25 protein-coding genes, 1 pseudogene and 1 riboswitch are annotated in these 25601 nt (G+C 58.7%); of the genes and pseudogenes, 11 read left to right on the top strand and 15 right to left on the bottom strand.

Features of this window, described 5'->3' with window-relative positions:
* Positions 1-285: 285 nt before the first annotated feature.
* On the bottom strand, positions 286-1383 hold the full coding sequence (gene ychF, locus Q0802_RS06120) for a redox-regulated ATPase YchF (protein ID WP_298915087.1): 1098 nt from the start codon (positions 1381-1383) through the stop codon (positions 286-288).
* A gap of 46 nt (positions 1384-1429) precedes the next feature.
* Positions 1430-1633, bottom strand: a complete 204-nt coding sequence (locus Q0802_RS06115) for a hypothetical protein (protein ID WP_298915085.1) — start codon at positions 1631-1633, stop codon at positions 1430-1432.
* A gap of 163 nt (positions 1634-1796) precedes the next feature.
* Here Q0802_RS06115 and trpA point away from each other — a divergent pair, with 163 nt between their 5' ends.
* Entirely contained in the window at positions 1797-2588 is a 792-nt protein-coding gene (gene trpA, locus Q0802_RS06110; RefSeq protein ID WP_298915083.1) for a tryptophan synthase subunit alpha, read from the top strand.
* On the opposite strand, the gene Q0802_RS06105 is transcribed toward trpA, so the two are convergent.
* Both Q0802_RS06105 and Q0802_RS06100 read right to left on the bottom strand, forming a co-directional pair.
* Entirely contained in the window at positions 2576-3052 is a 477-nt protein-coding gene (locus tag Q0802_RS06105; RefSeq protein WP_298915081.1) for a MarR family transcriptional regulator, read from the bottom strand. The two genes, trpA and Q0802_RS06105, sit on opposite strands and share 13 nt — an antisense overlap.
* Positions 3045-4190: a twin-arginine translocation pathway signal protein gene (locus Q0802_RS06100; RefSeq protein WP_298915079.1), complete on the bottom strand. Its 1146-nt coding sequence runs from the start codon at positions 4188-4190 to the stop codon at positions 3045-3047. Before Q0802_RS06100 ends, Q0802_RS06105 begins: the two co-directional genes overlap by 8 nt.
* A gap of 135 nt (positions 4191-4325) precedes the next feature.
* On the opposite strand from Q0802_RS06100, the gene Q0802_RS06095 reads away from it, so the two are divergent.
* The 8 genes from Q0802_RS06095 to Q0802_RS06060 all read left to right on the top strand — a co-directional run bounded on the left by Q0802_RS06095 (position 4326) and on the right by Q0802_RS06060 (position 13737).
* A complete protein-coding gene (locus Q0802_RS06095) occupies positions 4326-5492 on the top strand; it encodes an alpha-hydroxy acid oxidase (protein ID WP_298915077.1) in 1167 nt (388 codons plus the stop codon).
* Between the two features lie 22 nt (positions 5493-5514).
* A complete protein-coding gene (locus tag Q0802_RS06090; RefSeq protein ID WP_298915075.1) occupies positions 5515-6144 on the top strand; it encodes a hypothetical protein in 630 nt (209 codons plus the stop codon).
* A gap of 179 nt (positions 6145-6323) precedes the next feature.
* Positions 6324-6980 (top strand): 50S ribosomal protein L25/general stress protein Ctc, encoded by a 657-nt coding sequence (locus Q0802_RS06085; RefSeq protein ID WP_298915073.1) that lies wholly within the window; start codon positions 6324-6326, stop codon positions 6978-6980.
* Positions 6981-7084: 104 nt separating this feature from the next.
* Positions 7085-7771 (top strand): aminoacyl-tRNA hydrolase, encoded by a 687-nt coding sequence (gene pth / locus Q0802_RS06080; RefSeq protein WP_298915071.1) that lies wholly within the window; start codon positions 7085-7087, stop codon positions 7769-7771.
* A complete protein-coding gene (locus Q0802_RS06075) occupies positions 7768-8799 on the top strand; it encodes a DUF2332 family protein (protein ID WP_298915069.1) in 1032 nt (343 codons plus the stop codon). Before pth ends, Q0802_RS06075 begins: the two co-directional genes overlap by 4 nt.
* A gap of 25 nt (positions 8800-8824) precedes the next feature.
* The gene (locus Q0802_RS06070) at positions 8825-9988 is read left to right on the top strand and encodes a serine hydrolase (protein ID WP_298915067.1); all 1164 of its coding nucleotides are present in this window, start codon (positions 8825-8827) and stop codon (positions 9986-9988) included.
* Between the two features lie 10 nt (positions 9989-9998).
* A complete protein-coding gene (locus Q0802_RS06065; RefSeq protein ID WP_298915065.1) occupies positions 9999-10373 on the top strand; it encodes a DUF2237 domain-containing protein in 375 nt (124 codons plus the stop codon).
* Positions 10374-10596: 223 nt separating this feature from the next.
* The gene (locus Q0802_RS06060) at positions 10597-13737 is read left to right on the top strand and encodes a transporter substrate-binding domain-containing protein (protein WP_298915063.1); all 3141 of its coding nucleotides are present in this window, start codon (positions 10597-10599) and stop codon (positions 13735-13737) included.
* 85 nt (positions 13738-13822) lie between these two features.
* On the opposite strand, the gene trpB is transcribed toward Q0802_RS06060, so the two are convergent.
* From trpB to ihfB, 5 genes are read right to left on the bottom strand one after another with little or no spacing between them, the layout of a single operon-like run.
* On the bottom strand, positions 13823-15055 hold the full coding sequence (trpB, locus tag Q0802_RS06055; RefSeq protein ID WP_298915061.1) for a tryptophan synthase subunit beta: 1233 nt from the start codon (positions 15053-15055) through the stop codon (positions 13823-13825).
* A 14-nt stretch (positions 15056-15069) separates the two neighbouring features.
* Complete coding sequence (locus Q0802_RS06050) at positions 15070-15519, bottom strand: GNAT family N-acetyltransferase (protein WP_298915059.1); 450 nt, start codon at positions 15517-15519, stop codon at positions 15070-15072.
* Positions 15516-16160 (bottom strand): phosphoribosylanthranilate isomerase, encoded by a 645-nt coding sequence (locus tag Q0802_RS06045; RefSeq protein WP_298915058.1) that lies wholly within the window; start codon positions 16158-16160, stop codon positions 15516-15518. Before Q0802_RS06045 ends, Q0802_RS06050 begins: the two co-directional genes overlap by 4 nt.
* Before the next feature lie 45 nt (positions 16161-16205).
* Positions 16206-16556, bottom strand: a complete 351-nt coding sequence (locus Q0802_RS06040; RefSeq protein ID WP_298915055.1) for a LapA family protein — start codon at positions 16554-16556, stop codon at positions 16206-16208.
* Positions 16556-16840: an integration host factor subunit beta gene (ihfB, locus tag Q0802_RS06035; protein WP_298915052.1), complete on the bottom strand. Its 285-nt coding sequence runs from the start codon at positions 16838-16840 to the stop codon at positions 16556-16558. The genes Q0802_RS06040 and ihfB overlap by 1 nt, the downstream gene beginning before the upstream one ends.
* Positions 16841-17201: 361 nt before the next feature.
* On the opposite strand from ihfB, the gene Q0802_RS06030 reads away from it, so the two are divergent.
* Entirely contained in the window at positions 17202-17792 is a 591-nt protein-coding gene (locus tag Q0802_RS06030; protein ID WP_298915049.1) for a chemotaxis protein CheB, read from the top strand.
* 71 nt (positions 17793-17863) lie between these two features.
* Here the strand turns inward: Q0802_RS06030 and rpsA are convergent.
* The 5 genes and pseudogenes from rpsA to trmB all read right to left on the bottom strand — a co-directional run.
* Positions 17864-19561 (bottom strand): annotated as a pseudogene (rpsA, locus tag Q0802_RS06025) (30S ribosomal protein S1); the annotation flags it as partial.
* Between the two features lie 220 nt (positions 19562-19781).
* Positions 19782-20327: a hypothetical protein gene (locus Q0802_RS06020; RefSeq protein WP_298915046.1), complete on the bottom strand. Its 546-nt coding sequence runs from the start codon at positions 20325-20327 to the stop codon at positions 19782-19784.
* 115 nt (positions 20328-20442) lie between these two features.
* Positions 20443-21060, bottom strand: a complete 618-nt coding sequence (locus Q0802_RS06015; protein ID WP_298915043.1) for a d(CMP) kinase — start codon at positions 21058-21060, stop codon at positions 20443-20445.
* A gap of 6 nt (positions 21061-21066) precedes the next feature.
* Positions 21067-22419 carry a 3-phosphoshikimate 1-carboxyvinyltransferase gene (gene aroA, locus Q0802_RS06010; protein WP_298915040.1) on the bottom strand — a complete coding sequence of 451 codons (1353 nt, stop codon included), beginning with the start codon at positions 22417-22419 and terminating at the stop codon, positions 21067-21069.
* A gap of 83 nt (positions 22420-22502) precedes the next feature.
* Positions 22503-23204, bottom strand: coding sequence for a tRNA (guanosine(46)-N7)-methyltransferase TrmB (gene trmB / locus Q0802_RS06005; RefSeq protein WP_298915036.1), 702 nt, complete (start codon positions 23202-23204; stop codon positions 22503-22505).
* 133 nt (positions 23205-23337) lie between these two features.
* Here trmB and Q0802_RS06000 point away from each other — a divergent pair, with 133 nt between their 5' ends.
* Positions 23338-24258 carry a response regulator gene (locus Q0802_RS06000; protein WP_298915033.1) on the top strand — a complete coding sequence of 307 codons (921 nt, stop codon included), beginning with the start codon at positions 23338-23340 and terminating at the stop codon, positions 24256-24258.
* Positions 24259-24333: 75 nt separating this feature from the next.
* Here Q0802_RS06000 and metK read toward each other — a convergent pair whose 3' ends face one another.
* Positions 24334-25518: a methionine adenosyltransferase gene (metK, locus tag Q0802_RS05995; protein WP_298915030.1), complete on the bottom strand. Its 1185-nt coding sequence runs from the start codon at positions 25516-25518 to the stop codon at positions 24334-24336.
* Positions 25519-25522: 4 nt separating this feature from the next.
* Positions 25523-25573: riboswitch (SAM-SAH riboswitch) on the bottom strand.
* Positions 25574-25601 lie beyond the last annotated feature (28 nt).

The raw sequence follows: 25601 nt of genomic DNA, 5'->3' as shown, positions 1-25601 counted from the left end.
TCCGCAGAGGACTGATGGCCACATGGCCTCGGCTAGCGCTATATCAACGTCTTCTCACTTACTTTGTTGGATCGCACACGGCACCATCAAAAAACGTGGCATCAGGTATTTCTAATTCATCCAGACGCGCACACGGAGCTACAAAGCATTTGCGACTTGGCCGCCGTCATCCACCCAACCCTTCGTTCGCGTAAATCGTAATAGCCATCTATCAGCGGACCCCTGCGAAGGGTCGTTCAGCGTTTGGTCCTTTCCGATCATTGGTTCCATTCATTTATCATCTTTTCAGGTGTTAAACAGGAAATGGAGAACATCCCCGTCTTTGACGACATAAGACTTCCCTTCCGCACGCATCTTACCTGCTTCTTTGGCCGGAAGCTCCCCGCCCAAGACAACGAAATCGTCATATGAGATGGTTTCGGCGCGAATGAAGCCTTTTTCAAAATCACCATGGATCACCCCCGCCGCTTTGGGCGCAGTTGTTCCAGTGCGAATGGTCCATGCCCGGGCTTCCTTGGGGCCTACGGTAAAATAGGTCTCCAGATGCAGCAGCGTGTACCCGGCCTTGATAAGCCGATCCAGACCCGGTTCAGACAATCCCATTTCATCAAGAAACAGCGAAGCTTCCTCGGGTTCCAACTGGCTGATCTCTTCCTCGATCTGCGCGGAGATGATCACATGCGAATTGCCCTCCGCCTCTGCCATTTCCGCAACCTTTTGAGCATGTTCATTGCCCGTCGCTGCCTCTGCCTCACCAACGTTACACACGTAAAGAACCGGTTTGGTCGTCAGCAATTGCATGAGTTTCCAGGCTCTTGCGTCTTCGGCATCGACCTCAACAACACGCGCAGGCTTGCCTTGTTCCAAAGCTTCCAGAGCCGCGCGCATCAGCCGTTCCTGCTGCACGGCTTCCTTGTCGCCGCCGCGTACCTTTCGCACGATATTCTGCAAGCGCTTCTCGATGCTCTCGATATCCGCCAGCATCAATTCGGTTTCGATCGTCTCGGCATCGGCAACCGGATCAACGCGCCCTTCCACATGGGTTACATCACCATCTTCAAAACACCGCAGCACGTGCGCGATGGCATCCACTTCCCGGATATTTGCCAAAAACTGGTTTCCCAAGCCCTCCCCTTTGGAGGCGCCTTTGACCAACCCCGCGATATCCACAAATGTCATGCGGGTCGGGATAATCTGTTTGGATCCTGCAATGGCCGCCAATTTATCCAGACGATTGTCCGGAACAGCAACCTCTCCAACATTGGGCTCGATTGTGCAAAACGGAAAATTTGCGGCCTGCGCAGCGGCGGTTCGGGTCAACGCATTGAAAAGAGTGGATTTGCCCACATTCGGCAGACCCACGATACCCATTTTGAAACCCATGTCAGCGTCCTTGTTTTACTGGCGCTGTCCTAGGGGGTCTCGGCCATCAAGACAAGTCCCTGCGCTCGCGACGATCTTCGCGGGCATGAAAGATCAAAAACCATGCCAGCAGAATGAACATAGGATGTGTCAGACCACCCGAAAAAATCAGGGCGGGAATCCAGATCAGGAAAACAAGAACGGCGATGACGGGCCGACCGGTAAGCAGGATCGACAGAGGCGGCAAAAGAATGGCAAGCAAATAATTCATGATCTCAATCTAAGAGCTTTTGGGTCCTTAAAAAGGGGAAATTCCGCAATCTTCGCGCCTTTTTTGCGCAGCGGCATTCTTTGGCGGGGCTCACAGCCATGATGCATTGATTTCCACTAAACTTTTGGGCATTGCGGGGCGAGCATAAGAAAGGCACGCCGAAATGACCCGTATCGACGCAAAGTTTGCAGAGCTTTCCAAGGCCGGAAAGAAAGCGTTTGTTTCCTACATCATGGCGGGTGACCCGGATTTCGACACGTCGCTCGAAATCGTTCGGGGGTTGCCGGGTGCGGGTGTCGACATCATCGAGTTGGGTCTGCCTTTTACCGATCCGATGGCCGACGGGCCGACCATTCAACTCGCTGGCCAGCGCGCGCTGGAGGGGGGCATGACGCTGCAACGCACGCTGGCCCTCGCCCGCGCGTTTCGGGAAACCGACAACACCACGCCCATCGTTCTGATGGGGTACTACAACCCGATCTACAGCCGCGGGGTCGATGCGTTTCTGGCCGAAGCCAAAAAGGCCGGGATCGACGGTCTGATTGTTGTCGATTTGCCGCCCGAAGAGGACAGTGAGCTCTGCATCCCGGCACAGGCGGCGGGCCTGAATTTCATTCGACTGGCAACCCCGACGACCGATAACAAACGTCTGCCACGCGTGCTGCAGAACACCTCCGGATTTGTCTATTACGTGTCAATCACCGGGATCACGGGTGCTGCCGAAGCGCAAGCCTGCGACGTGGCCCCCGAAGTCGCGCGCATACAATCGGCCAGCGGCCTGCCGGTCATCGTGGGGTTCGGGGTCAATACACCCGAAAAATCACGCGCCATCGCCGAGGTCGCGGACGGCGTGGTCGTGGGCTCTGCCATTGTCAGCAAGATCGCGGCGGGAGAAAGCGTCGCAGACACATTGGCATTCGTGAAATCGCTCTCAGATGGCGCTCATTCCGTCTGAGAGAGCGCCGCGGTCCGGCCATTGCGGTCTTCGTCCAGAAAAGCCCGCAGATCCTGCAAGACGGGCAAAACGTCTTTCAGTCTGTCCACCTTGAACCCAGCCGCCAACCTCTCGAAATCCGGCCTGAGATCGTCGATCGCCTTTGATCTCAGAGCCTTACCGGCATTTGTCAGCCAGACCAGTTTTGATCTGCCGTCCTCGGGGTTGCGGCGCACATCTACCAGGCCGTGAACCTCCAGCCTCTTTACCGTGTGCGTCATCGTCGTTTTCGGCACCTGAAAAGCGCGCGCGATATCGATCAGAGCGCGCCCGTCCCCAAGGCGTATCAAGTGGTTCAACACGGCAAAATGCGGCGCGATCAGCCCATTGGGTAATCGCGCCTCCAGCAGGGTCCTGCTAAGCTGTTCAATAATCCCAATTTCATTGAAGACTTCGAAATAGATCGCGTTTTTCTTGTCAGGCATTCGTCAGCTTTGTTTCCAATGGCCAGCGTGGGCTGGCGGGCACCTCGGGTCCATAGCCCAGGCGGCACCACATTTGCACGGTTCCCCCCTCCGGCGCCAGAACCTCGTGCAGGGTGGCATAGATTTCCGACATTTCTGGAAATTCCTGGAGACCCTGCGACAGCGGCTGCAATCCGATGCCTTCTGCCGTGGCCGCCAGATTGATCCGCACCCAATCCCGGCCCGCGCGAATCTGATCTTCCCGGGTGTTGGTAGCGGTGACCTGCCACAGATGCGCCATGCCCGACATGACGTTGGCAACCACCATCTCCTCGGCAGAGGTATAGCTGAAGTCATCGGGGTCCATCGCCCTTTCGCGCGAAAAAAGCCCGGTCAACCGCAGCATCTCGAACATCGGACCAGAGAAATCGATGCCATCGGGGTTGGCATTGACTTCCCGGTGGCCGATGCGGAAGAGGTCCACGCTTTCCTTCAGAGTGCGCCGGGTGCGAAACTCGATACGAAATGCCTCGGCGGAAAGATTCCGCAAAGCGGCGACCTGTGCTGCGTCATTTGTCACACCGACATGCGTGCCGTGGCTTGCGCCCTGAGCAATTCGGCCGAGCGCCGACCGCGAGACCGGACGGCTGGTATCGTAGAGCTCCTTCAACGTCCGACGATGGAGAACCTGCGCAAAAAGCGGGTCAGGCGCCGCATCCGTCGTGGAAAAACGGCAAGTCGCAACAGGGCGCGTATCCAGTGCCATCGCGTCGGCACCCTCCGGGAAGAGGTCGGTTTCAACAAGCAGCCCTTCTTCGAGCGCGGCCAAACGCATCACCTCCAGAAAGCAGCCCAATCCAATGGTGATCTGGCGATTGAACGGATCCGTATGCGGAAGCAGCCGAGATGTATCGACATAAAGTACCACGGTGTCGGGTTGCGAAAGATCCACCTGCCAAGGCTGCTGATTATGCGGGTTGGGCGCAAGAATGGCATAGCTGAGCGCGCGCATTCTGGGGTCGTCATATGACCCTGCCTGCGCCCATGGCGCCAGAGCCACATGAGGTTTTCGCGTGATCTCAAACCCGAGCCCGCTCCCGGCGGCGAGAATAATACCGCCGCCGATCAAAGCGATGGATTTACGTCTGGATAGTGTCATAGCAATTCGTTTCGTGCGATATCGCACTATTATAGTACAACATCGTACTACAAAAGGAATTTCGGCATCTGTTTTCCGAGATTGATCTTTCCGAGGCAAATTGGTAACTAAAACTAACCAATATGCGAGCCAGAGATGCCCCCTATCACAACAATTCAGGATCTAAAGCGACTGCACGAACGTCGGGTGCCGCGCATGTTCTACGATTACGCCGAATCGGGCAGCTGGACAGAGCAGACATTCCGCGAAAACACGACCGATTTTGAAAAAATCCGGCTACGTCAGCGCGTGGCAGTTGACATGACCGGGCGCAGCACCTCTGGCCAGATGATCGGTGAAGATGTCTCGATGCCTGTCGCCCTCGCCCCGGTGGGCATCACCGGCATGCAACACGCAGATGGTGAAATGAAAGCCGCGCGCGCGGCAGAGAAATTCGGAGTGCCTTTCACGCTCAGCACAATGTCGATCAATTCAATCGAAGATGTGGCGGAAGCGACCAACAAGCCGTTCTGGTTCCAGCTCTATGTGATGCGCGACACCGATTACATCAGCCGGCTGATCCAACGTGCGAAGGACGCAAAATGCTCTGCCTTGGTGATCACGCTCGACCTTCAGATTCTGGGGCAGCGGCACAAGGACATCAAGAACGGTCTGTCCACCCCGCCCAAACCCACGCTGAAAACCCTGGCCAATCTGGCGACGAAATGGGCCTGGGGCCTCGAAATGCTGCGCGCCAAGCGGCGGGAATTCGGCAACATCGTTGGCCATGTCCAGGGAATTTCCGATCCCACGTCGCTGAGCACCTGGGCGGCTGAATCCTTTGACCCCAGCCTCGATTGGAACAAAATCGCCAAGCTGAAAGAGGAATGGGGCGGCAAGGTGATCCTCAAGGGCATTCTGGACGCCGAAGACGCGAAAATGGCCCTGAAGGTCGGGGCTGACGCCATTATCGTCTCCAATCACGGCGGCCGGCAGCTCGATGGCGCGCTGTCGTCGATCAGGGTGCTGCCGTCGATCCTGGACGCGGTGGGCGATCAGATCGAAGTGCATATGGATGGCGGCATTAGGTCCGGTCAGGACGTATTGAAAGCGCTGGCTCTGGGCGCTCGGGGCACCTACATCGGCCGCGCCTTCATACACGGATTGGGTGCCATGGGTGAAAAGGGCGTCACAACGGCTTTGGAGGTCATCCACAAGGAGCTGGACACAACCATGGCGCTTTGCGGGGAGACCAAAGTCGGCGATCTGGGCCGACACAATCTTCTGGTACCTGACGACTTCGAAGGGCGTTGGCAGCCTTAAATCACCGCGCTAGGTTGGCGTCATGTTGATCTTTCTGGAAAAACGACTGACTTTTCTGGCAACCCCGAAAACGGGGACGACGGCTGTGGAACTGGCGCTGAAACCGCGGGCGGAGATTGCTTTTTCCAAGGGGCGCAAACACATCAATGCCATGCGCTACTGGACAAAGATCGCGCCGTTTCTGGCGGATACTTTTGACGCCCGACCTCGAACCGTCGCCGTGATGCGTGAGCCGGTCGAGCAGCTGCGCAGCTGGTATCGCTACCGCAGCAGGCACGAAGAGGCAGCGCATCCGAAATCGACTAAAAACATCTCCTTTGACACATTCGTGCTCGAAGTCATTGCCAAGGCCCCGCGTGAATTTGCCCTGGTTGGCAGCCAGTTTGCTTTCCTGAGCGACCCCTCCGGGCGTCTTCTGGTCCAGCACCTTTTTGCCTACGAGCGTCAGGCCGCGTTTCGGAAATTTCTGTCCACGCAACTGGACATGCCCATCGAGTTGAAGCAGAAAAACGTCTCGCCGCCCGTCGATGCCCCGTTGTCTGAGGCGGTCTACCAGCGATTGCAACAGGCACGGGCCGCCGAATTCGCGCTTTACAATCGGTTGCTGGCCGCTGACGGGTATCTGGAATCCGATCCGCCGACAGGCTTCTGATCCGGGGCGGCGAACACAGGTGCTCCGAGCCCAGGCGCGGCATTTCTGACCCTCGGTGCCCGCAGATCTCATCCGCGTAAAAAGCGCTTTCCCTAAAGACGAATCCGGTCTATACGCGCGGCTTCACGCGGGTCTACAGCCTTGGAGGAGGCCTGCCCTTAACATATTGGAGATTAAAGATGGCTGGAGCAATTCCGGATCTTGAAGCTCAGGAACGGACGGGGACAGGCAAGGGCGCCGCTCGTCAGGCACGCCGCGATGGCATGGTTCCTGGGATCGTATTTGGTGGCGACGTTGACCCGCTGCCGATCAACATTCCGTTCAACGTGCTGATCAAGAAACTGCGTGCAGGACGGTTTAAATCGACCCTGTTCAACATGAAGGTAGAAGGCCACGACGACGTGCGCGTGATCTGCCGCGATGTCCAGCGTCACGTGGTCAAGGACCTGCCGACGCACATCGATTTCATGCGCCTGCGCCGCACCACCAAGATCAACCTCTTCATCGCGGTTGAAGTGGAAGGTGAAGACGTGGCACCCGGTCTGAAAAAGGGTGGTGTTCTGACGCTGATCCGCCCGGAGGTCGAACTGATCGTGACGGCGGGCGATATCCCTGATCACATCACCATCGACATCTCCGAAATGGAGATTGGTGACAACATCACGATCTCTTCGGTGAACCTGCCCGAAGGCGCAAAACCGACCATCGACCGTGATTTCGTGATTGCCCAGCTCTCCGCACCGGCGGGTCTGGCATCGTCTGATGACGAAGATGAAGGTGACGCAGCCGAGGGCGAAGACGCACCAGAGGCAGAAGCAGAAGCCACTGAAGAGTAAGACATATCCTATCGAGGATGTTGAATGCGGGGCCCTTTGCGGCCCCGTATTTTGTTTCGTGCATCGCCCTGCTATGCTGCACCGCATCATGAAGGAGCGGCGCCATGAAACTGATTGTAGGACTTGGCAATCCGGGCGCGAAATATGCGCGCCACAGGCACAACATTGGCTTTATGGCGCTGGACCGCATGGCGGCGGATCACCGGTTTGGTCCCTGGAAAAGCAAGCATCAGGGCGCGCTGAGCGAAGGTCGTTTCGGGTCTGATCGTGCGATCCTGCTGAAGCCTGAAACCTTCATGAACAATTCCGGGCAATCGGTACAAGCGGCCCTGCGGTTTTATAAGCTCGACCCGGAAGATGTGATCGTGCTGCATGATGAGATCGATCTGGCGCCGGGCAAGGTAAAACACAAAGTAGGTGGCGGTCATGCCGGTCATAACGGGTTGCGGTCGCTGCATGCGCATATCGGTCCGGACTATGCCCGCGTGCGGCTTGGCGTCGGTCATCCCGGTCGCAAGGAACTGGTACCCGCCTATGTGCTGCATGATTTCCCGAAAGCCGATGACAGCTGGCTGGAGGATGTTTTGCGCGGGGTCAGCGAGGGCGCGGAATGGCTGGTGCGCGGCGATGCGGCCAAATTCATGAATGCCGTTGCTCTGCGCACAACGCCTCCGCGTTCCGGGACGGGTACCAAGGCCCCCAAACCGGTCGCCGCCGCATCTGCTGAACCGCCTGAAGCGGAAAACGACACCCGATCACCGTTGCAAAAGCTGATGGAACGGTTTCGGTGACCCTCACCGAAGCATTCCACAACCAGGCCCGAAGCTGCGAAAAGCTCGGCTCGCCCTTCATGGAGCAGTTGCTGCGCCTGTTGGGAGATCACTGGCCGGTTGAGCGCGCGCTGGCTGCGCGTTTCGAACAATTCACCGGCGATATCGGACCGGGCGGTGCCTCCTTGCCCTTGCGCATGGCCGGCGGGTTGCATGCGCTGGTCTTGTCGCAGCGTGCCCCGGGACTGGCGCGCCTTTACCCACCTTTCCAGGTGTCCGACGCAGCGCTTTTGGAAAGCATCGTTGAGGCGATGCGCATTCATGAGGCGTTTCTGCTCGACTGGGTGGAAAGCCCCCCTCAAACAAATGAGGTGCGCCGGTCCGCGGCTCTCATCGCCGCAGCGGGCGTCGTGGCGACGCGTTACGATCTGCCCTTCGTGCTCTCGGAACTCGGCGCAAGCGCCGGTCTCAACCTGATGTGGGACCGCTTTGCCCTTTCCCTGCCGGGTCTTGAAATATCGCCCGACATGCCGGCCTTGACCTTATCGCCCGAATGGCAGGGGCCTCTGCCGCCCAACGCCCGCCCCGACATCGCAGCGCGCGCGGGCGTCGACCTCAACCCCTTGGACCCAAGCGACCCTGATGATCTGCTGCGACTGCGTGCATACCTCTGGCCCGATCAACCCCATCGCCTGGAACTGACCCGTGCTGCCGCCGCGATCTGCGATGCGCCGGTGACGCGCGGCGACGCCATTGACTGGCTCGCCACCCGCCTGACATCCATCCCCGATGGCCATGTGCATCTTATCCAACATACCGTGGCGTGGCAGTATTTCCCGCAAGAGGCCCAGTCGCGCGGCCAGAAACTGATCGAGCAGGCGGGCGCAGAAGCGACCGCCCAATCGCCGCTGGCCTGGCTGGCGATGGAGAACGATGGCGACAGCACCGGAGCGCTCGGTGCTGCCTTGACACTGCGGCTCTGGCCGGAAGATGAGGCAATCCAGCTTGGCCGCGCGGATTTTCACGGGCGCTGGGTTCACTGGGCCTAGGATAGCAGGCAGGATTGGGCAGCATATGCGTAGGGCAGCGAAATGGACATGGCGGCTGCTGGCGTCACTTGTTGTGGCGCTGGCCGTCGTTGGCCTGTGGAAACGCGAAGAAATCACCCGGTTGATGGCCGTGAACAGCCTTTTCGAACCGGACAGGATCGTCCAGAACTTCAGCCAGATGGACCGCGCCTTCCTGCATGTGCCCATTGGCACATCAGACACGCCCGTCGTTCCCCTGCCCGATGGACCAAGGGCTCGGCTGCCGCAGGCCGTGGAGGATTTCATCGAGGCACGCAGCGTGACTTCTCTTGTCGTTCTGAAAGATGGCGCGCTGGTGCATGAAAGCTATCATCTGGGCACCGGCCCGGATGATCTGCGCATTGGCTGGTCCATCGCAAAGAGTTATCTTTCCGCGTTGACGGGCATCGTTCTGGCCGAGGGACAGGTTGGATCCCTGGAAGACCGGGTGATCGACTATGTGCCGCAGCTCAAAGGCAGTGCTTATGAGGACGTCACGATCCGCAATGTCCTGCAGATGACGACAGGTGTCAGTTTCGACGAGGATTATTTCGACAAGAATTCAGACATCAACCGAATGGGTCGTGTTCTGGCTCTGGGTGGGGAGATGGACGCCTTCACCGCGCAGATTACCAAAACTTTCGCCCCGCCCGGAAAGACATGGCAATATGTCTCCATAGACACCCATGTGCTTGGCATGGTTCTGCGGGGAGCCACCGGGCGTCCCATCGCCGAATTGCTGAATGACAAGATCATGGCACCCCTCGGGCCCGAGCGCGTCCCCTATTACCTGACGGATGGGGCGGGCGTGGCCTTCGTGCTCAGCGGGTTGAACAGCACGTCGCGCGACTATGCAAGATTTGGTCAGATGTTCACCCAGCAAGGCAAGTGGAACGACCAGCAGATTGTCCCCCGGGACTGGGCCATCGTTTCAACCACGCCGAGCGCCCCGACAGCGGATGACGAATATGGATTTGGCTACCATTGGTGGGCACCCCGCGATGCGCGCCCGCGTGAATACATGGCACGTGGCATTTACGGTCAATACCTCTACATCAATGAGGTGCAAGGGGTCGTCGTTGTGGTGACGGCTGCCGACCGTCAGTTTCGCGATCGGGACATACAACGGCAGAACATCGACATCCTGCGCACGATTGCCGACAGCCTCTGAGGAGATCACGATGGAAATGGACAAAAGCATCAATGTTCTGGGCGACGCGCTGGTGGTTTGCGGCACCGATCCCGTCACCGGTTTTTTCCGCGACGGGCATTGCAATACCTGCGCGGCCGATCAGGGCAGTCACACGGTTTGTGCGGTAATGACCAAGGAATTTCTGGCCTACTCGAAATATGTCGGCAACGATCTCAGCACGCCCCGCCCGGAGTTCGGCTTTGCCGGGCTGAAGGCCGGTGACCCGTGGTGCCTCTGCGCCAGCCGTTTTCTACAGGCCCATGACGAAGGCTGCGCGCCCAAGGTTCATCTGACCGCGACCCACAAAAGGGCTTTGGAGATTGTCCCTTTGCAGGTTTTGCAGCAACACGCCTTGCCCGGTTGACGCCCGGCCCTGCGGCCTTCCGACACTTCGCAGGGAACAGCCGGAGAGACCTTCGCGAAGGCTGGCCAATATCATCTGCCAGATGCGATAAATCATTCGAGATTGCCCTATTGCCGCAAGGTTATGGCCCGGCAAAGAACAATGAACTACAGGTAGAAATTAACCTTTCCTAACTCAACTCCAGACTGTAGTTTCGATAAAAATTTATTCATTTGGATCACCGATGCGCCATCATATTTTCATCCATGTGGTCGCCCTTGGTCTTTCGCTGCTGACCGCTGCGCAAGCAATTGCGCAAGACGACCCACCGCCGCTGGCCGTGGGCTTTGTTCCGATCCCCCCATTCGCCGAGATCAATGCTGAGGGGGAGCGCGCCGGTTTTGTGATTGAGCTTGCCAGAGAAATCGCATCGGAAATCGGCCTCGAGGTCACCTTTGTCGATGTCGGCGACAGCCAGGCGTTCATTCAGGCGCAGATCAACGGCGACACACATATGATCGCAGGCGTTGCTCGCCTGCCGTCCTTGCAGGAGACCAACGTGTTTTCCGGACGCGTGGCTACCGAGACGCTGCGGCTGTCCGTCCTGAATGAACGCGCGAGTGAGATTTCCAGCCGTCCGCTCACCGGCCTGCGCATCGGGATCGTACCACCTGCCGTCGGCTCTCATGAACGTAGGCTTCTGGAAAGCAACCAACCAGTAGATTTCGACACGCCTGAGGCCGCGATCATGAGCCTTTTGACGCGCGAAGTCGATGCTCTGCTCATTCCCGAACCGGTCGTCTTCAGTGTCGCGAAACTCGCCCGCCTCGACGACCGCATTGGATTTCTACTGCCACCCGTTAAACAATTCGAGCGCTTTATCGCCCTTCACGAAAGCCGCGGCGACCTGCTCGAAGACATCGAAACCGCTTTGGCAAGGATAGAGGCCGATGGCCGCCTCGCAGATTTGCGCGCGCGGTATTTCATTGAGCTTCCACCGCCACCGCCTGAAGTGTTGAAAGTGGGTGTTTATCACTTCCCACCTTATCAGATTGTCACAGAGACCGGTGAATTCACCGGATTTGGTGTCGAGACACTGCGCGATCTGGCGCAGAGCACCGGCCTTCAGCTCTCGTTTGAGGCAATCACTCTGGAAGAATGGGAGGCCGGTCCCGGCCCGGACAGATATGACATCCTCCCGCCAAAAGGGGTCAACAGCGAGCGCCAGTGGCGGATGGATTTTACGACCGCCGTCGAAAAGACGCCGATTTCGATTTTCATGCGGCAGGATGAGGCATCGGGTGTCCGCGGCCTTGATGATCTCGCGGGTCTGAAGGTTGGGGTACAGGAAGCCAACCTGGCCTATGATATCGTCCAGGAGCGCACCGATTTTGACCTGGTTCTGGCAGACGATGCCGAAGATCTCATCGCCTCTTTGCTTGACGGGCGCACCGATGCCATCATTTACCCGGCCTCAAGGGTGCGGCTGGCCGCCAGGGCTGGCGGATTTCAAAGCCAAATCCGGGAAATCACACCGCCCGTCCTCAGGTCACAACGCGCCATCGCTTTGCGATTTGGGTTGGGAGATGTGCGTGAACGGTTGAACACCGTAATCCCCAGCTACCTGATTTCGGATGACTACGTCGCCTTGCGGGACCGCTACTTTGGCCAACCGGTATTTTGGACGCAGCAGCGCATCAATCTGGCTGCAGGGATCGCGGGCGCGCTGACGCTCTTGTTGCTTTGCGCGATCGCGTTTGTGCAATTGCGAGCCCGCGCGAAGGTGGAGGCCGAACGCACCCGGCGCGCTGCCGAGGTTTCGCATATTCGCGATGAGCTGGAGACTGTCCTGAACGCAGCCACCAGCGGCATTGTCGCACTCGACAAATCAGGTCGCATTGTCCGGGTCAACAACCGCGCGCGCCACATGCTGGGTGGCATCTCAGATCAGACGCCCTTTGACTGGCCAGACCAGATTCGGTTTCTGAACGGGGACACTCTGACCCCGATGGACGCCAGCGCCGACCCGATCCGCCGCGTGTTGTCGGGCCACCGCCTGCGCGGCGAGACCCATTTGTTGCGCCGACCCCAACCGGGCGCAGAACAGCGCTACGTGCGTGTGGAAAGTGCGTTTTTAGAGAGCAGCGAGCACGACATCGCCGTGGTTCTGGTGATTGATGATGTCTCCAACGAAGAGCGCAACCGGCAGGTGGTTGAGCGCAAGAGCCGTCTGGATGCGCTGGGTCAGCTGACCGGTGGCATCGCCCATGATTTCAACAATTTGCTGGCCGCCCTCCTCTATTCCGTCGAGCTGGCACAGAACACCACCGATCCGAAGCGACGCACCAAGTATCTTTCCGTTGCCAGCGGTGCAATTTCGAAGGGCCGTGACCTAACGGTGCGGCTGCTGGCCTTCGCCAAGCGCCAGCCGGGATTGGCGAACTCAAAACCCGTCAGCGCTATTTTCAACGATTTCGAAGAGCTGATCCGCCCGATGATTGAGGAAAAGGTCGAAATCACCTTTGCGTCAGACACGGCCGGGCTTCAGGTCTACTGTGATCAGACGCAGCTGGAGACGGCCATGATGAACCTGGTTCTGAACAGCCGCGATGCGATCCTGCGATCCGGGCACGGCAATCGAATCGATATCAAGGCGCGTGCCGTCCACACGACCTCGAAAGAGTTGGATTCGCGGCAGGATGGCGGTGAGTTCGGGTCTCGCGAGGCGACACCCAAAGGCGCATCCTACCGCTATGCCGAGATTTCCGTGACCGACAACGGACCGGGCATGGATGAGGAAACCGTGGCCCGGTCGATTGATCCTTTCTTCACTACCAAGGACACCAATTCCGGCACCGGTTTGGGCCTCTCCATGGTTTATGGATTTGTTCGTCAATCAGATGGCGATCTGAAGCTCTATTCCGAAGAGGGGGTCGGGACCACGGTTCAATTGACCCTTCCCCGTGGCACCGATCTGGGTCGGCGCGAGGCCCCCGTCGAGGACAAAGCGCCTGTTCCGGGTGGGGGTGAAACCATCTTGCTGGTGGAGGATGAACCGGACCTTCTGGTGATGATGCAAAATGTGCTCGAAGATCTCGGATACCAGATTCTGCTGGCCCAATCCGGCGAACAGGCCCTGACACTGGTAGATGCGGGAAGCCAGTTTGACCTGCTGTTGACCGATGTGGTCATGCCCGGCAGCATCGGCGGCTTTGAATTGGCCCGGCAGTTGCGCGAAAGGCGACCTGAGGTGCCTGTGCTTTATACCTCGGGGTATACCGGTTTCACCGCAACCGAAATGGGAGAGGTGCAGGCCCCGTTGCTGCAGAAACCCGCGCCCCCGGCAGAACTGGCCGAGGCCATATCCAAGGCGCTCGCCAGCTAGGAATACGTGGTGCGGCGGGTAGAATGGCTATGCGACAGCGCCGTTTCAGCGCCGCCTTTGGGAACACGCGAAATGAGGGAAGCGATCAGGCGAATTCACCCATCTCGAAACCGAGGGCCTTGGCGACCGTAAAGATGTCCTTGTCGCCGCGTCCGCACATGTTCATGCAGATGATGTGATCCTTGGGCAGCTCAGGGGCGATTTTCATCACGTGGGCAAGCGCGTGGCTGGGCTCCAGCGCCGGAATGATGCCTTCCAACTCGCAGGACAGTTGGAACGCCTCCAGCGCTTCGACATCGGTGATCGAGACATATTGCGCGCGCCCGATGTCATGCAGCCAGGCGTGTTCAGGCCCGATGCCGGGATAGTCGAGACCCGCGGAAATCGAGAAACCTTCCATGATTTGCCCGTCGTCATCCTGCAAAAGATAGGTCCGGTTGCCGTGCAACACGCCGGGGCGTCCACCGGTCAGAGACGCGCAATGCTCCATCTTGGCATTCACGCCCTTGCCGCCCGCTTCGACGCCGATGATGCCCACTTCCTTGTCGTCGAGGAAAGGAAAGAACAAACCCATGGCGTTGGACCCGCCCCCGATTGCGGCGATCACGGTATCGGGCAACCGACCTTCGGCGGCGGTCATCTGTTCGCGGACTTCCTTGCCGATGATCGCCTGAAAATCGCGGACCATCGCCGGGTATGGATGGGGCCCTGCAACGGTGCCGATGCAATAGAAGGTGTCGCGCACATTGGTCACCCAGTCACGCAGCGCATCGTTCATGGCGTCCTTGAGCGTGCCGCGCCCGGAAGTTACGGGCACCACCTCGGCCCCCAAAAGACGCATGCGGAACACATTGGGTGCCTGACGTTCAACATCATGCGCGCCCATGTAGACCACACATTTCAGACCGAATTTGGCGCAGACGGTGGCGGTGGCCACACCGTGTTGGCCCGCGCCGGTTTCCGCGATGATGCGGGATTTGCCCATGCGACGGGCGAGGATGATCTGGCCCAGCACATTGTTGATCTTATGCGCGCCTGTGTGGTTCAGTTCATCGCGCTTCATGTAGACCTTGGCACCGCCCAGATGATCGGTCAGCCGTTCGGCAAAATAGAGCGGGCTGGGGCGACCCACATAATGGGTCCAGAGGTCGTTCATCTCCGCCCAGAAACTCTCGTCGGTTTTGGCCTTTTCGTATTGCGCTTCCAGTTCCAGGATCAACGGCATCAGCGTCTCGGAGACAAAGCGCCCGCCAAAATCACCAAAACGACCGTTCTCATCCGGGCCGGTCATGAAAGAATTGAAAAGATCGTTCGCCATCCCGCGCACTCCTGTTACGTGAGGTTGCGTTTATACCCGATGTGCGAGGGCGTAAAGCCAAGGTCGGTGTAGAAACGTGCGGTATCAGTGCGGCTTTTGTTCATGGTCAGCTGGATCAGGCTGCACCCTGCCGCGCGCGCACGGGCTACCGCATCTTCGATCATCAGATGGCCGATGCCCTGCCCTCGCAACGCGCTTGACACACGGACACTTTCGATCTGCGCCCGACGCGCGGCCCGCAGCGACAGGCCCGAGATAAAGGTCAGTTGATAGGTGGCCACAACACGCCCGTCATCACAGCCGACGATCAGGTGATTGTTGCCCTCCTCGGTCATTCGGTCAAAAGCGTCCAGATATGTTTCCAGCGCGCTGCCTTCACGGGTGGCCCCCAGCGCATCGTCCTCAAGCAGAGCGATCACGGCGGCAACCTCGTCGCGCATGGCGGGGCGGAAGGTGATGCTCATGCCTGGACCGCGCGCATGAAAGCACGGATCAGGTCAGGGTCCTTCACACCCGGTGCGCTTTCCACGGCGGAAGCAAGATCCACCTGTTCGGCACCGGTCATGGCAATCGCCTGCGCCACATTCTGCGCTGTCAGACCACCGGCCAGCATCCAGGGGATCGGCCAGCGCCGTCCAGCGATCAGACGCCAGTCAAACGGCAGCCCGTTGCCACCGGGCAGCACACTGTCTTTGGGTGGCTTGGCATCGACCAGAATCTGATCGGCCACTTTCAGATAGGGCTCCATGGCGACAAGGTCGCCGGCATCGGCCACGCCCACCGCCTTCATCACCGGCAGCCCATAGCGCGCCTTGACCTGGGCGACCCGCTCGGGCGTCTCCTTGCCGTGAAGCTGCAGCATATCCAAGGGCACTTTGGCCACCAGATCGTCCAGAAACGCATCATCCGCATCAACGGTCAGCGCCACCTTGGCAAGGCCTAGAGGTGCCTCAAGCGCCAGCGCGCGCGCTTCGTCCAATGACACCGAGCGCGGGGATTTGGCAAAAAAGTTGAACCCGCACCAGGCCGCTCCGGCCGCGGCGGTTACCGCGACATCCTCGGCGGTTCGAAGACCGCAAATCTTGACTGAGAAAGCTTTGGACATGGCCGCGTTTGATCATGCAATCGGCGCAGGATCAAGAGAGGGCGTTCAGCTTGCTTCGTCGAGCAGGGCCAGAACCTCGTCCTTGCCTTCGTGCTTTTCGCCTTTCAGCCTGGCAACTTCGCGTTGCAGACGTCGCATCTCGCGCGCCTGCCGCGCGGCTTCGGCGCGTTGATTGTGTTCCCGCACCCACTCCCAGACAAAGCCCACCAACAAGCCTGCGATGATCCCGCCAAAAATCACGATGAAGAGCGGCAACTGAATACCAGGATTCAAAGAGAACCACCCCGCCACTTCCGACGGGATCAGTTGCAGGGACACCATCTGCCGATTGGCCACAGCCACCGATATCAAAGCCACCGCAAAGGTGGCGATACAGGCGTAGCGGATATAACGCATCAGGATTTTCCGTTCAGACGATCACGCAACAGTTTACCAGTCTTGAAGAAAGGAACGTGTTTCTCTTCCACGTGAACGGTCTCGCCCGTACGTGGGTTCCGCCCGACGCGGGCGTCACGCTTCTTGACGGAAAATGCGCCGAACCCGCGCAGCTCGACCCGATCCCCGCGCGCCATCGCGCCCGTCACCTCTTCAAAGATGGTGTTGACGATGCGCTCAACGTCTCTTTGATAAAGATGTGGATTTTCGTCGGCGACCTTCTGGATCAGTTCTGACCGGATCATTTAGACACCCCCTGATGGTTGTCGGGCAGCTTTGACGCGCCCTTTCTCGAAAAACTATAGGAAGTTTCCCCGCCTACGAAAAGTCAGCCTTTTCATGGATTGGTGTTTTTTGCCAAGGAAGACCCTGTATTTGTGAAGTTTTTTACCTTGACCTGCGGTCGAGCATATGCGCGACCGCCCCAAACCACGCGCCGCAGCGCAGCGCCCATGTATGATTCGGACCATCGGAGGGCGTGACAGGCGGCCTCTTTGCGTGCCTTGTGTCGATGCCGCATCCCCCCGGTCCCTGAAACATGAAACAGCCCGCTTGCAGCCCTGCACCTTTCTCCCTACGGTTGAAATTGATCGGTGGGAGCCCAAAATGACCTCGCATACAGAACAGGGCTTTGTCGTTGCCATCGGCGCATCAGCGGGCGGGATCAAGGCCATTCGCGCCCTGCTGTCCTGCCTGCCTGCGAACCTGGGCGCGCCGGTGGTGATTGCCATGCACAGCGAACCCTCCTCCAACCTGACAGAAGTCCTGCAAATCCGCAGCCCGCTTGCCATCAAACGACTTGAGGATGGTGAAGCCCTCAGGACCGGGCAAATCTACGTCGTTCCCGGGGCAACCCACGCCTTTTTTCGCGATGGCAGGGTCAGGTTGTCCCAGCCAGTGCGCGATTCCGGTTTTCGGCCCTCGATTGATGGATTGTTCATGACGCTGGCGGCGGAATACAAGGAGAAGGCCATCGCGGTCGTGCTGTCAGGCACAATGAATGATGGCACCCGCGGCGCGCAGGTTGTCTATGACATGGGTGGGCAAACGATTGTGCAAAACCCTGAGGACGCGACCTTCGAAAGCATGCCCCTCAGCGTGATCCTGATGGACCACCCACAACAGATCCTCTCGGCTGAAGATCTTGGCAGTTGGCTGGATGAGACCATCGGCACCGCGCCCCCGGGTCCGGCCTGAAACGATACGGCGGTAATAAAAAAGCCCCGCGCAATGCGGGGCTTTGTCGTTTATAAAGCGTCTTTGAAGGCTTATTCGTCGCCTTTGAGCGCCGCGCCAAGGATATCGCCAAGGGACGCACCGGAATCCGACGATCCGTATTGTTCCACGGCTTCTTTCTCTTCGGCAATCTCGCGCGCCTTGATGGAAACGCCAAGACGACGGGTTTTGTTGTCCACATTGGTGATGCGCACGTCGACCTTGTCACCAACCGAGAAACGCTCTGGGCGCTGCTCTGCACGATCACGGCTGAGATCGGAGCGGCGGATGAAGGATTTCATACCCTCATATTCCACTTCGACACCACCGTCCTCGATGGCCGTTACGGTCACGGTCACGATGGAGCCGCGCTTCACGCCACCCACCGCTTCTGCGAACTTGTCACCGCCGACGTTCTTGATGGACAGCGAAATGCGCTCTTTTTCAACATCCACTTCGGAGACAACGGCATGCACCATGTCGCCTTTGCGGTAGTTCTGGATCGCATCTTCGCCCCGCTCGTCCCAGGAAAGGTCGGAGAGGTGCACCATGCCATCGATGTCGCCGTCGAGGCCAACAAACAGACCGAATTCGGTGATGTTCTTGACTTCGCCTTCGACCTCTGTGCCCTCGGGGTGTGTCTCTGCAAAGACTTCCCACGGGTTGCGCATGGTCTGTTTCAGGCCCAGAGACACGCGGCGCTTGGCACCGTCGATTTCCAGAACCATGACTTCGACTTCCTGAGAGGTCGACACGATCTTGCCCGGATGGACGTTCTTTTTGGTCCAGGACATCTCAGAGACGTGCACGAGGCCCTCGACACCAGCTTCTAGCTCAACAAAGGCACCATAGTCGGTGATGTTGGTCACGCGGCCGGTATGCGTGGATTCCAGCGGGTATTTCGCGGCCACCAGATCCCATGGATCTTCCTGCAACTGCTTCATACCGAGGGAAATCCGGTGCGTGTCCTTGTTGATCTTGATGACCTGAACCTTGATGGTCTCGCCAATTGTCAGGATCTCGGACGGATGGTTCACGCGACGCCACGCCATGTCGGTGACGTGCAGCAGCCCGTCAACACCACCCAGATCAACGAAGGCACCGTATTCGGTGATGTTCTTGACCACACCGTCGACCGTCTGGCCTTCGGTCAGGTTACCGATGACTTCGGCGCGCTGTTCTGCGCGGGATTCTTCGAGGATCGCACGACGCGATACAACGATGTTGCCCCGGCGACGGTCCATTTTCAGAATCTGGAACGGTTGTTTCAGACCCATCAGAGGGCCGGCATCGCGCACGGGGCGTACGTCAACCTGTGAGCCGGGCAGGAAGGCCACGGCGCCGCCGAGGTCAACGGTGAAGCCACCTTTGACGCGACCGAAGATGGCGCCTTCAACGCGCTCTTCGTCAGCATATGCTTTTTCCAGACGATCCCAGGCTTCCTCGCGGCGGGCCATTTCGCGGGAAATGACAGCTTCGCCACGCGAGCTTTCGACCTGACGGAGGAAAACTTCAACCTCATCGCCAACTTCGATTTTGGGGGCTTCGCCCGGATCTGCGAATTCTTTGAGCTCAACGCGGCCTTCCATCTTGTAGCCGACGTCGATGATGGCTTGGCCCGCTTCGATTGCGATGACTTTGCCTTTGACAACAGACCCTTCTTCGGGTGTGTCCATTTCGAAGCTTTCTTCCAGAAGGGCTTCGAAGTCTTCCATAGTTGCGTTTTGCGCCATGTAGGTCGTGTTCCTTTGTACGTTGTTTCTGGCCGCGCGGTTGTCTCCGCCGGTCTTTGGATTGCAGTTGGCCGAAGCGTCTCAAACAAAATCAGGGCCGGAGAATCCGACCCTGCTCGCCCTTACGGGTGTTTTCCCCGCTTCAACGGGTGTCGCTATAGGCCCAAACGCCCTTGTCTGCAAGTCTTAACCGGATTTTCCGAACCAGGCGAGCGCGCCCCTGGTTAAGCTGGTACCGTTACAGCGCCTGCCCCTTGCGCAACTCGTCCAGCAACTCCTGAAAGATGCCATTGCTGTCGCCGCCACCAAAGACCTGCGCCCCGCCTGAATAGGTCTGACCATAAGTGCGCGCGACATTCACCGTCTGCGCCAGCGCAGAGAGAAACTGGTCCTGCTCAAGTGGGGACAACGGATGAATAAACACACCCCAGAGCCGACCCTGCGCCACGGCATAGCGCGCATCAAGAGCGGTGTCGAAATTAGCCTGCATCAGGCGCATCAACTCTTCGGCTTTCAACCCTTCGGCGGAACGAATGGGCACCATTGCCCGCATCCTGTCCGCACGCGGATCAGCAACAACGATCACTGGAATGTCTTGAACTGTGAATTCAATAGCGGACCCGCGCAGTTGCGCGTCTTCGTCGATGTTGAGAATGATCTCGGCCAGCCGCTGGATTGTCATGGGCGGCTCCGGGCTTGGCACCGCCTCGGGGGTTTCCGTTTGCTGCGCCATTGCAGCGCTGCACATCGCTGAAACCGCCAGCACCATGAGCATCCGTAGCATAATCAAGCCTTTCACCGTCTGATTTCAATCAGGCTAACGGCGTCTGACCTCAAAAGCCAAGCACCCTTTGGTGATCACTTTGCAACATCTCCACCTGGGGGAAAGCGTTGTGCTTTCAGTCCGCCAGACGGGCCTCGATCGCGGCAATCGCCTCGGCAACAGCCGTGTCAATGTCCATGTCAGAGGTGTCTATAAGGATCGCGTCCGCCGCGGGCTTCAGCGGGGCCTCAGCCCGGTCGCGGTCGCGAGCATCGCGTTCTTTCACATCGGCCAGCACCTGCGCCCGGCTGATGGCAGAACCGGAAGCCGCCAGTTCGGCGAAACGTCTGTCCGCACGCACCTCGGCGCTGGCGGTCACAAAGAGCTTGGCCTCCGCATTCGGGCAGATCACCGTGCCGATATCCCGGCCGTCCAGAACAGCCCCCCCTGCCCGTCTTGCAAAACTGCGTTGAAAATCGAGCAAGGCGCTGCGCACCTCGGCAATCACGGCCACTTTGCTGGCGGCCTGCGCCACTTCGGGGCTGCGCAAATCCTCTGCCTGAAGATCATCGGCTGTCAATGTGCGGGCTGCTGTTATAGCATCCATGCCCAACAGCAGTCTGGCTCCGACGGCGCGGTACAAAAGCCCCGTATCCAGATGGGCAAACCCAAAATGCGCCGCGACAGCTTTGGATATGGTCCCCTTGCCCGCCGCCGCCGGACCGTCAATTGCGATGGTGAACGCCCCGGCCATCAACGATTATTGAGCATCGCGCACGAGTTGCGCACCCAGATCGGACATCAGCGGCTCGAAAATCGGGAAAGACGTGGCGATAGGCCCGCCGTCATCGACGCGCACCGGGTTTTGCGCGGCCATGCCGAGGATCAGGAAAGACATGGCAATCCTGTGATCAAGCTGGCTTGCAGCGGTAGCGCCGCCAGGCACATTGCCATGCCCAAGCCCTGTGACCGTCCACCAATCGGGCCCTTCGTCCACCGTGACGCCATTGGCGCGCAGACCTACGGCCATAGCATCGATGCGGTCACTTTCCTTGACGCGAAGCTCCTTGACCCCGCGCATCACGGTTTGGCCTTGCGCGAAGGCGGCCACCACAGACAGCACCGGGTATTCGTCAATCATGCTGGCAGCCCGGTCGGGCGGCACTTCGATGCCTTTCAGGTCAGGCGAGAAGCGCGCGCGCAGGTCCGCCACCGGCTCGCCGCCTTCGATGCGCTCGTTCTCGTAGGTCAGATCGGCCCCCATGTCGCGCAACGTGGCATAAAGCCCGGCGCGCGTTGGGTTCAGACCAATGCCCGGGACCAGCACGTCCGAGCCCGGCACGATCAGCGCCGCACAGACCGGGAAAGCAGCAGAGGACGGGTCGCGCGGTACGTCGATTTTCTGGGGTTTCAGCTCCGGCTGACCGGTCAGGGTGATCACGCGGCCCGCGTCCGTTTGCTCAACCGTGATGTCCGCGCCAAAGCCCGCCAGCATCCGTTCGGTATGATCGCGCGTCGCTTCGGCTTCGATAACAACGGTTTTTCCCGGCGCATTAAGCCCCGCCAGCAGCACGGCTGATTTGACCTGTGCCGAGGGCACCGGCACCGTATATTCAACCGGCATGGGATCAGCCGCACCCACCAGTGTCATGGGCAGACGCCCCCCCGCACGGCCATGGGCCTGCGTGCCGAAGAGCGCCAAAGGATCGGTGACCCGGGCCATGGGCCGACCGTTCAGGGACGCGTCCCCGGTGAAGGTCGCGCTGATCGGCGATGTCGCCATCGCGCCCATGATCAGCCGCACCCCGGTGCCGGAATTGCCGCAGTCAATCACCTGATCCGGTTCCGCAAATCCACCAACGCCGACGCCATTGACCGTCCAATTACCACCCCCATGATCAGTGACTTCCGCGCCGAATGCCCGCATTGCCTTGGCCGTGTCCAGAACGTCCTGACCTTCCAGCAACCCGACAATCTTCGTTTCGCCGACGCTCAACGCCCCCAGGATCAGCGAGCGGTGCGAAATGGATTTATCGCCCGGCACATCCGCATTGCCAGAGAGGGGCCCGCAAGGGTGGGAAGTCATCGGGATCGGCGCACCGTGGCTGGACATGTTCGGTCTCAAATCTGCGTTGATGTTGGCAGAGGCTTAGCGGCTGTGCAGGTCAGGGTCCAGCCCCTAACCCGTTATCGCTATCAGGTCTTTTGAAACGTCAGATAGTGAGGTGTTCGCCCCTCGCGCAACGCCTTTTGTTCATAGCGCGTGGAAATCCAGTCATCCCAGGGGTCGCGCCAGTCCTGCGGACGCTCCACCAGCCAGTCAAAGCCATAACGCGGGACCTCCTCCAGCGTTTGACGCACGTAATCCTCGATATCCGTGGCGACACGGAAAAGGGCACCGGGCTTCATCACCTGCGCCAAAGGTTCCAGATGTTCCCGCGTGACAAAGCGTCGACGGTGGTGCCGGGTTTTTGGCCAGGGATCCGGATAGAGCAGAAAGGCGCGGTCAATCGCATTTTCGGGCAAGACGTCAAAGAGATCCCGCACATCACCGGCATGGACGGCAATGTTATCCGTGCCTGCCCGTCTGATTTTGCCCAGCAGCATGGCGACGCCGTTGATGTAAGGCTCGGCACCGATTAGCCCGATGTCTGGATTCTGCTGCGCCTGATGCACCATGTGCTCGCCACCGCCAAAGCCAATCTCAAGCCAGACGGGTTTGCCGTCAAAACGCGCCTTGAGGTCAAGAGGCGTTCGCCCCGGGTTCTCGTCCCAAGTGACCGGTCCCGGCGACAAAGCCATGAGGTCTTCTTCAAGATACCCCTTTTGCGACTGCTTCAAAGTCTTGCCCTTGAGACGGCCATAAAAATTGCGACGGGGACGAATATTTTGTGACATGGCAGCGCCTTAGCCCGGTCGGGGCGGGTTTTCAATGGCAAGCGGCAGGCAATACGGGCTGATTTACCCGGAATTAAGGCGGAAGGCATAGACATCTGCCGTGCGGTGGCAGGCCCAAAAGGGAGGCTTCAGTTTGAGCCAGATTGGAAAGATACATGCGAAGGTCCGGCCCGATGCAACGGTCCTGCCGGAGTTCGCCAGCATTCTTGTGGTCGATGACCAACGCTTTGATCGTGCGCGCCTTATCCGTCTGATCGGCGGGCTCGAATTTGAGACCCATGTCGCGGAAGCGGATTGTCTGGAAACAATGGGCACGATGCTGCAAAGGGATCACTTTGACCTGATCCTGCTGGACTACAATCTTCCCGATGGTAACGGGCTCCAGGCATTAGACGCAGTGAGGCTTGATCCTAAAAACCGTCAGGCTGCGACCATCATGATCACGGGTGACGATCAGAATGAAATCGCGATCGAAGCTCTAAAACGCGGATGCAGCGACTACATAACGAAAGATGACCTGTCCCCCGCCGCTTTCCGCCGCGCCTCTATCAACGCCTTGCAGAAATCACATCTGTCCATTGGCATTGAAACGCAGGACGCCAAGCGTCAGCAGATGGAATCGGTTCTCGAACGATTCTCTACCGAATGTGCCAATGAAATCAAACCTGTTGTCAGTCGCATGATGCGTCAGATTCGCGACTTGCGAGAGGCACCGTCCCTGTCCGAAGAGCAAAGCGCTGAACGTTTTGGCCGGATTGAAAAATCCTGCATGCGCCTTTGGGAATTTCTCGATGACCTTGAACGATATCAGGGAACTGATTTGTCGCAGCAAACTTTTGCAGGTCAATCGACCGCCAGCGCCTTGGGCCTCGACATCGGCTCCAAAGAGGGCGCGCTCGCGGAATCTGTCGCGGCGCCATCCTCTTCAGGCGACATCAATGCAATCAAGCCTCGGCGGCTAAAATCCTCTCAGGGAAACAAAGACGGATCGCGTCAGCCGTCCGACCCGAAGCTCAAAACGAAACGCCCGGGCGTATTCCGAAAATCCAGATAGCGCCAGAGTTGACGGTCCCTGGCTGGCGCCGCAATCAAGGTGATATTTGCCCTTTGCTTGCTAGCCGCCCGTTGGCTACTGGATTGCAGCTTTCAAAGCATCCACCAGATCGGTCTTTTCCCAACTAAAGCCACCGTCCGCATCAGGTGCCCGGCCGAAATGCCCATAAGCTGCCGTCCGCGCGTAGATGGGTCGGTTTAGCTGTAAATGCTCACGAATGCCCCGCGGGGTCAGGTCGATGATCTTGCCAATGGCCTGCTCGATCTCTCCATCCCCCACTTCACCCGTTCCGAACGTATCGCAATAGATCGAAAGGGGTTTACTGACACCAATCGCGTAACTCAGCTGGATCGTGCATTTTTCCGCCATTCCGGAGGCGACCACATTTTTCGCCAGATAGCGCGCGACGTAAGCTGCGGAACGGTCCACCTTGGTGGGATCCTTCCCCGAAAACGCGCCGCCGCCGTGCGGCGCGGCGCCGCCATAGGTGTCCACGATAATCTTTCGCCCCGTCAATCCTGCATCGCCATCCGGGCCGCCAATAACAAAAGTACCCGTCGGGTTCACCCACCACTCGGTTTCATCGGTGATCCAGCCGCTTGGCAGAACTTCACGAATGTAGGGCTCCACAATGGCCCGAATGTCATCTGAGCTCTGGTTTTCATCCGCGTGTTGCGTTGACAGAACGATCGAGCTTACGCCCACCGGCTTGCCATCTTGATATCGCACAGATAGCTGGCTCTTTGCGTCAGGGCGCAGGGTGGGTTCGGTCCCGTTCTTGCGCACCTCGGCCAACCGCCGCAGGACCGCATGCGCATAATGAATGGGTGCGGGCATCAGTTCAGGGGTTTCCCTGGTGGCAAAGCCGAACATGATCCCCTGGTCACCGGCACCTTCATCCTTGTCGCCGCTGGCATCGACGCCTTGAGCGATGTGAGCGGATTGTTCATGGAGCAGGTTGGTAATTTCACAGGTTGCATGGTGAAATTTATCCTGTTCGTACCCGATATCCTTGATGCAGGCGCGCGCGATATCCTCGATACGGCCCATGTACTCCTTGAGCGCATCCTGATCTGACAGTCCAACCTCACCACCGATGACGACCCGATTGGTTGTCGCAAAAGTTTCGGCGGCGACACGGGCCTCCGGTTCGGCTGCAAGAAAGGCATCCAACACTGCATCAGAAATCCGGTCACAAACCTTGTCCGGGTGGCCCTCGGATACCGATTCAGACGTAAAGATGTAGTTTTTTCGGGACATGTATCGCTCCATTTAAAAGAAATCGTGCCGCGCCAGGAAGCCGTTGCCACACGTTCGGGCGTGCTTACGTGCACCGAATACGA

The organism is uncultured Roseobacter sp., assembly GCF_947495275.1.
GTDB lineage: Bacteria > Pseudomonadota > Alphaproteobacteria > Rhodobacterales > Rhodobacteraceae > Roseobacter.
Note: the sequence above shows the minus strand (reverse complement) of the source record. Positions and strands in the feature narration are given on the sequence as shown.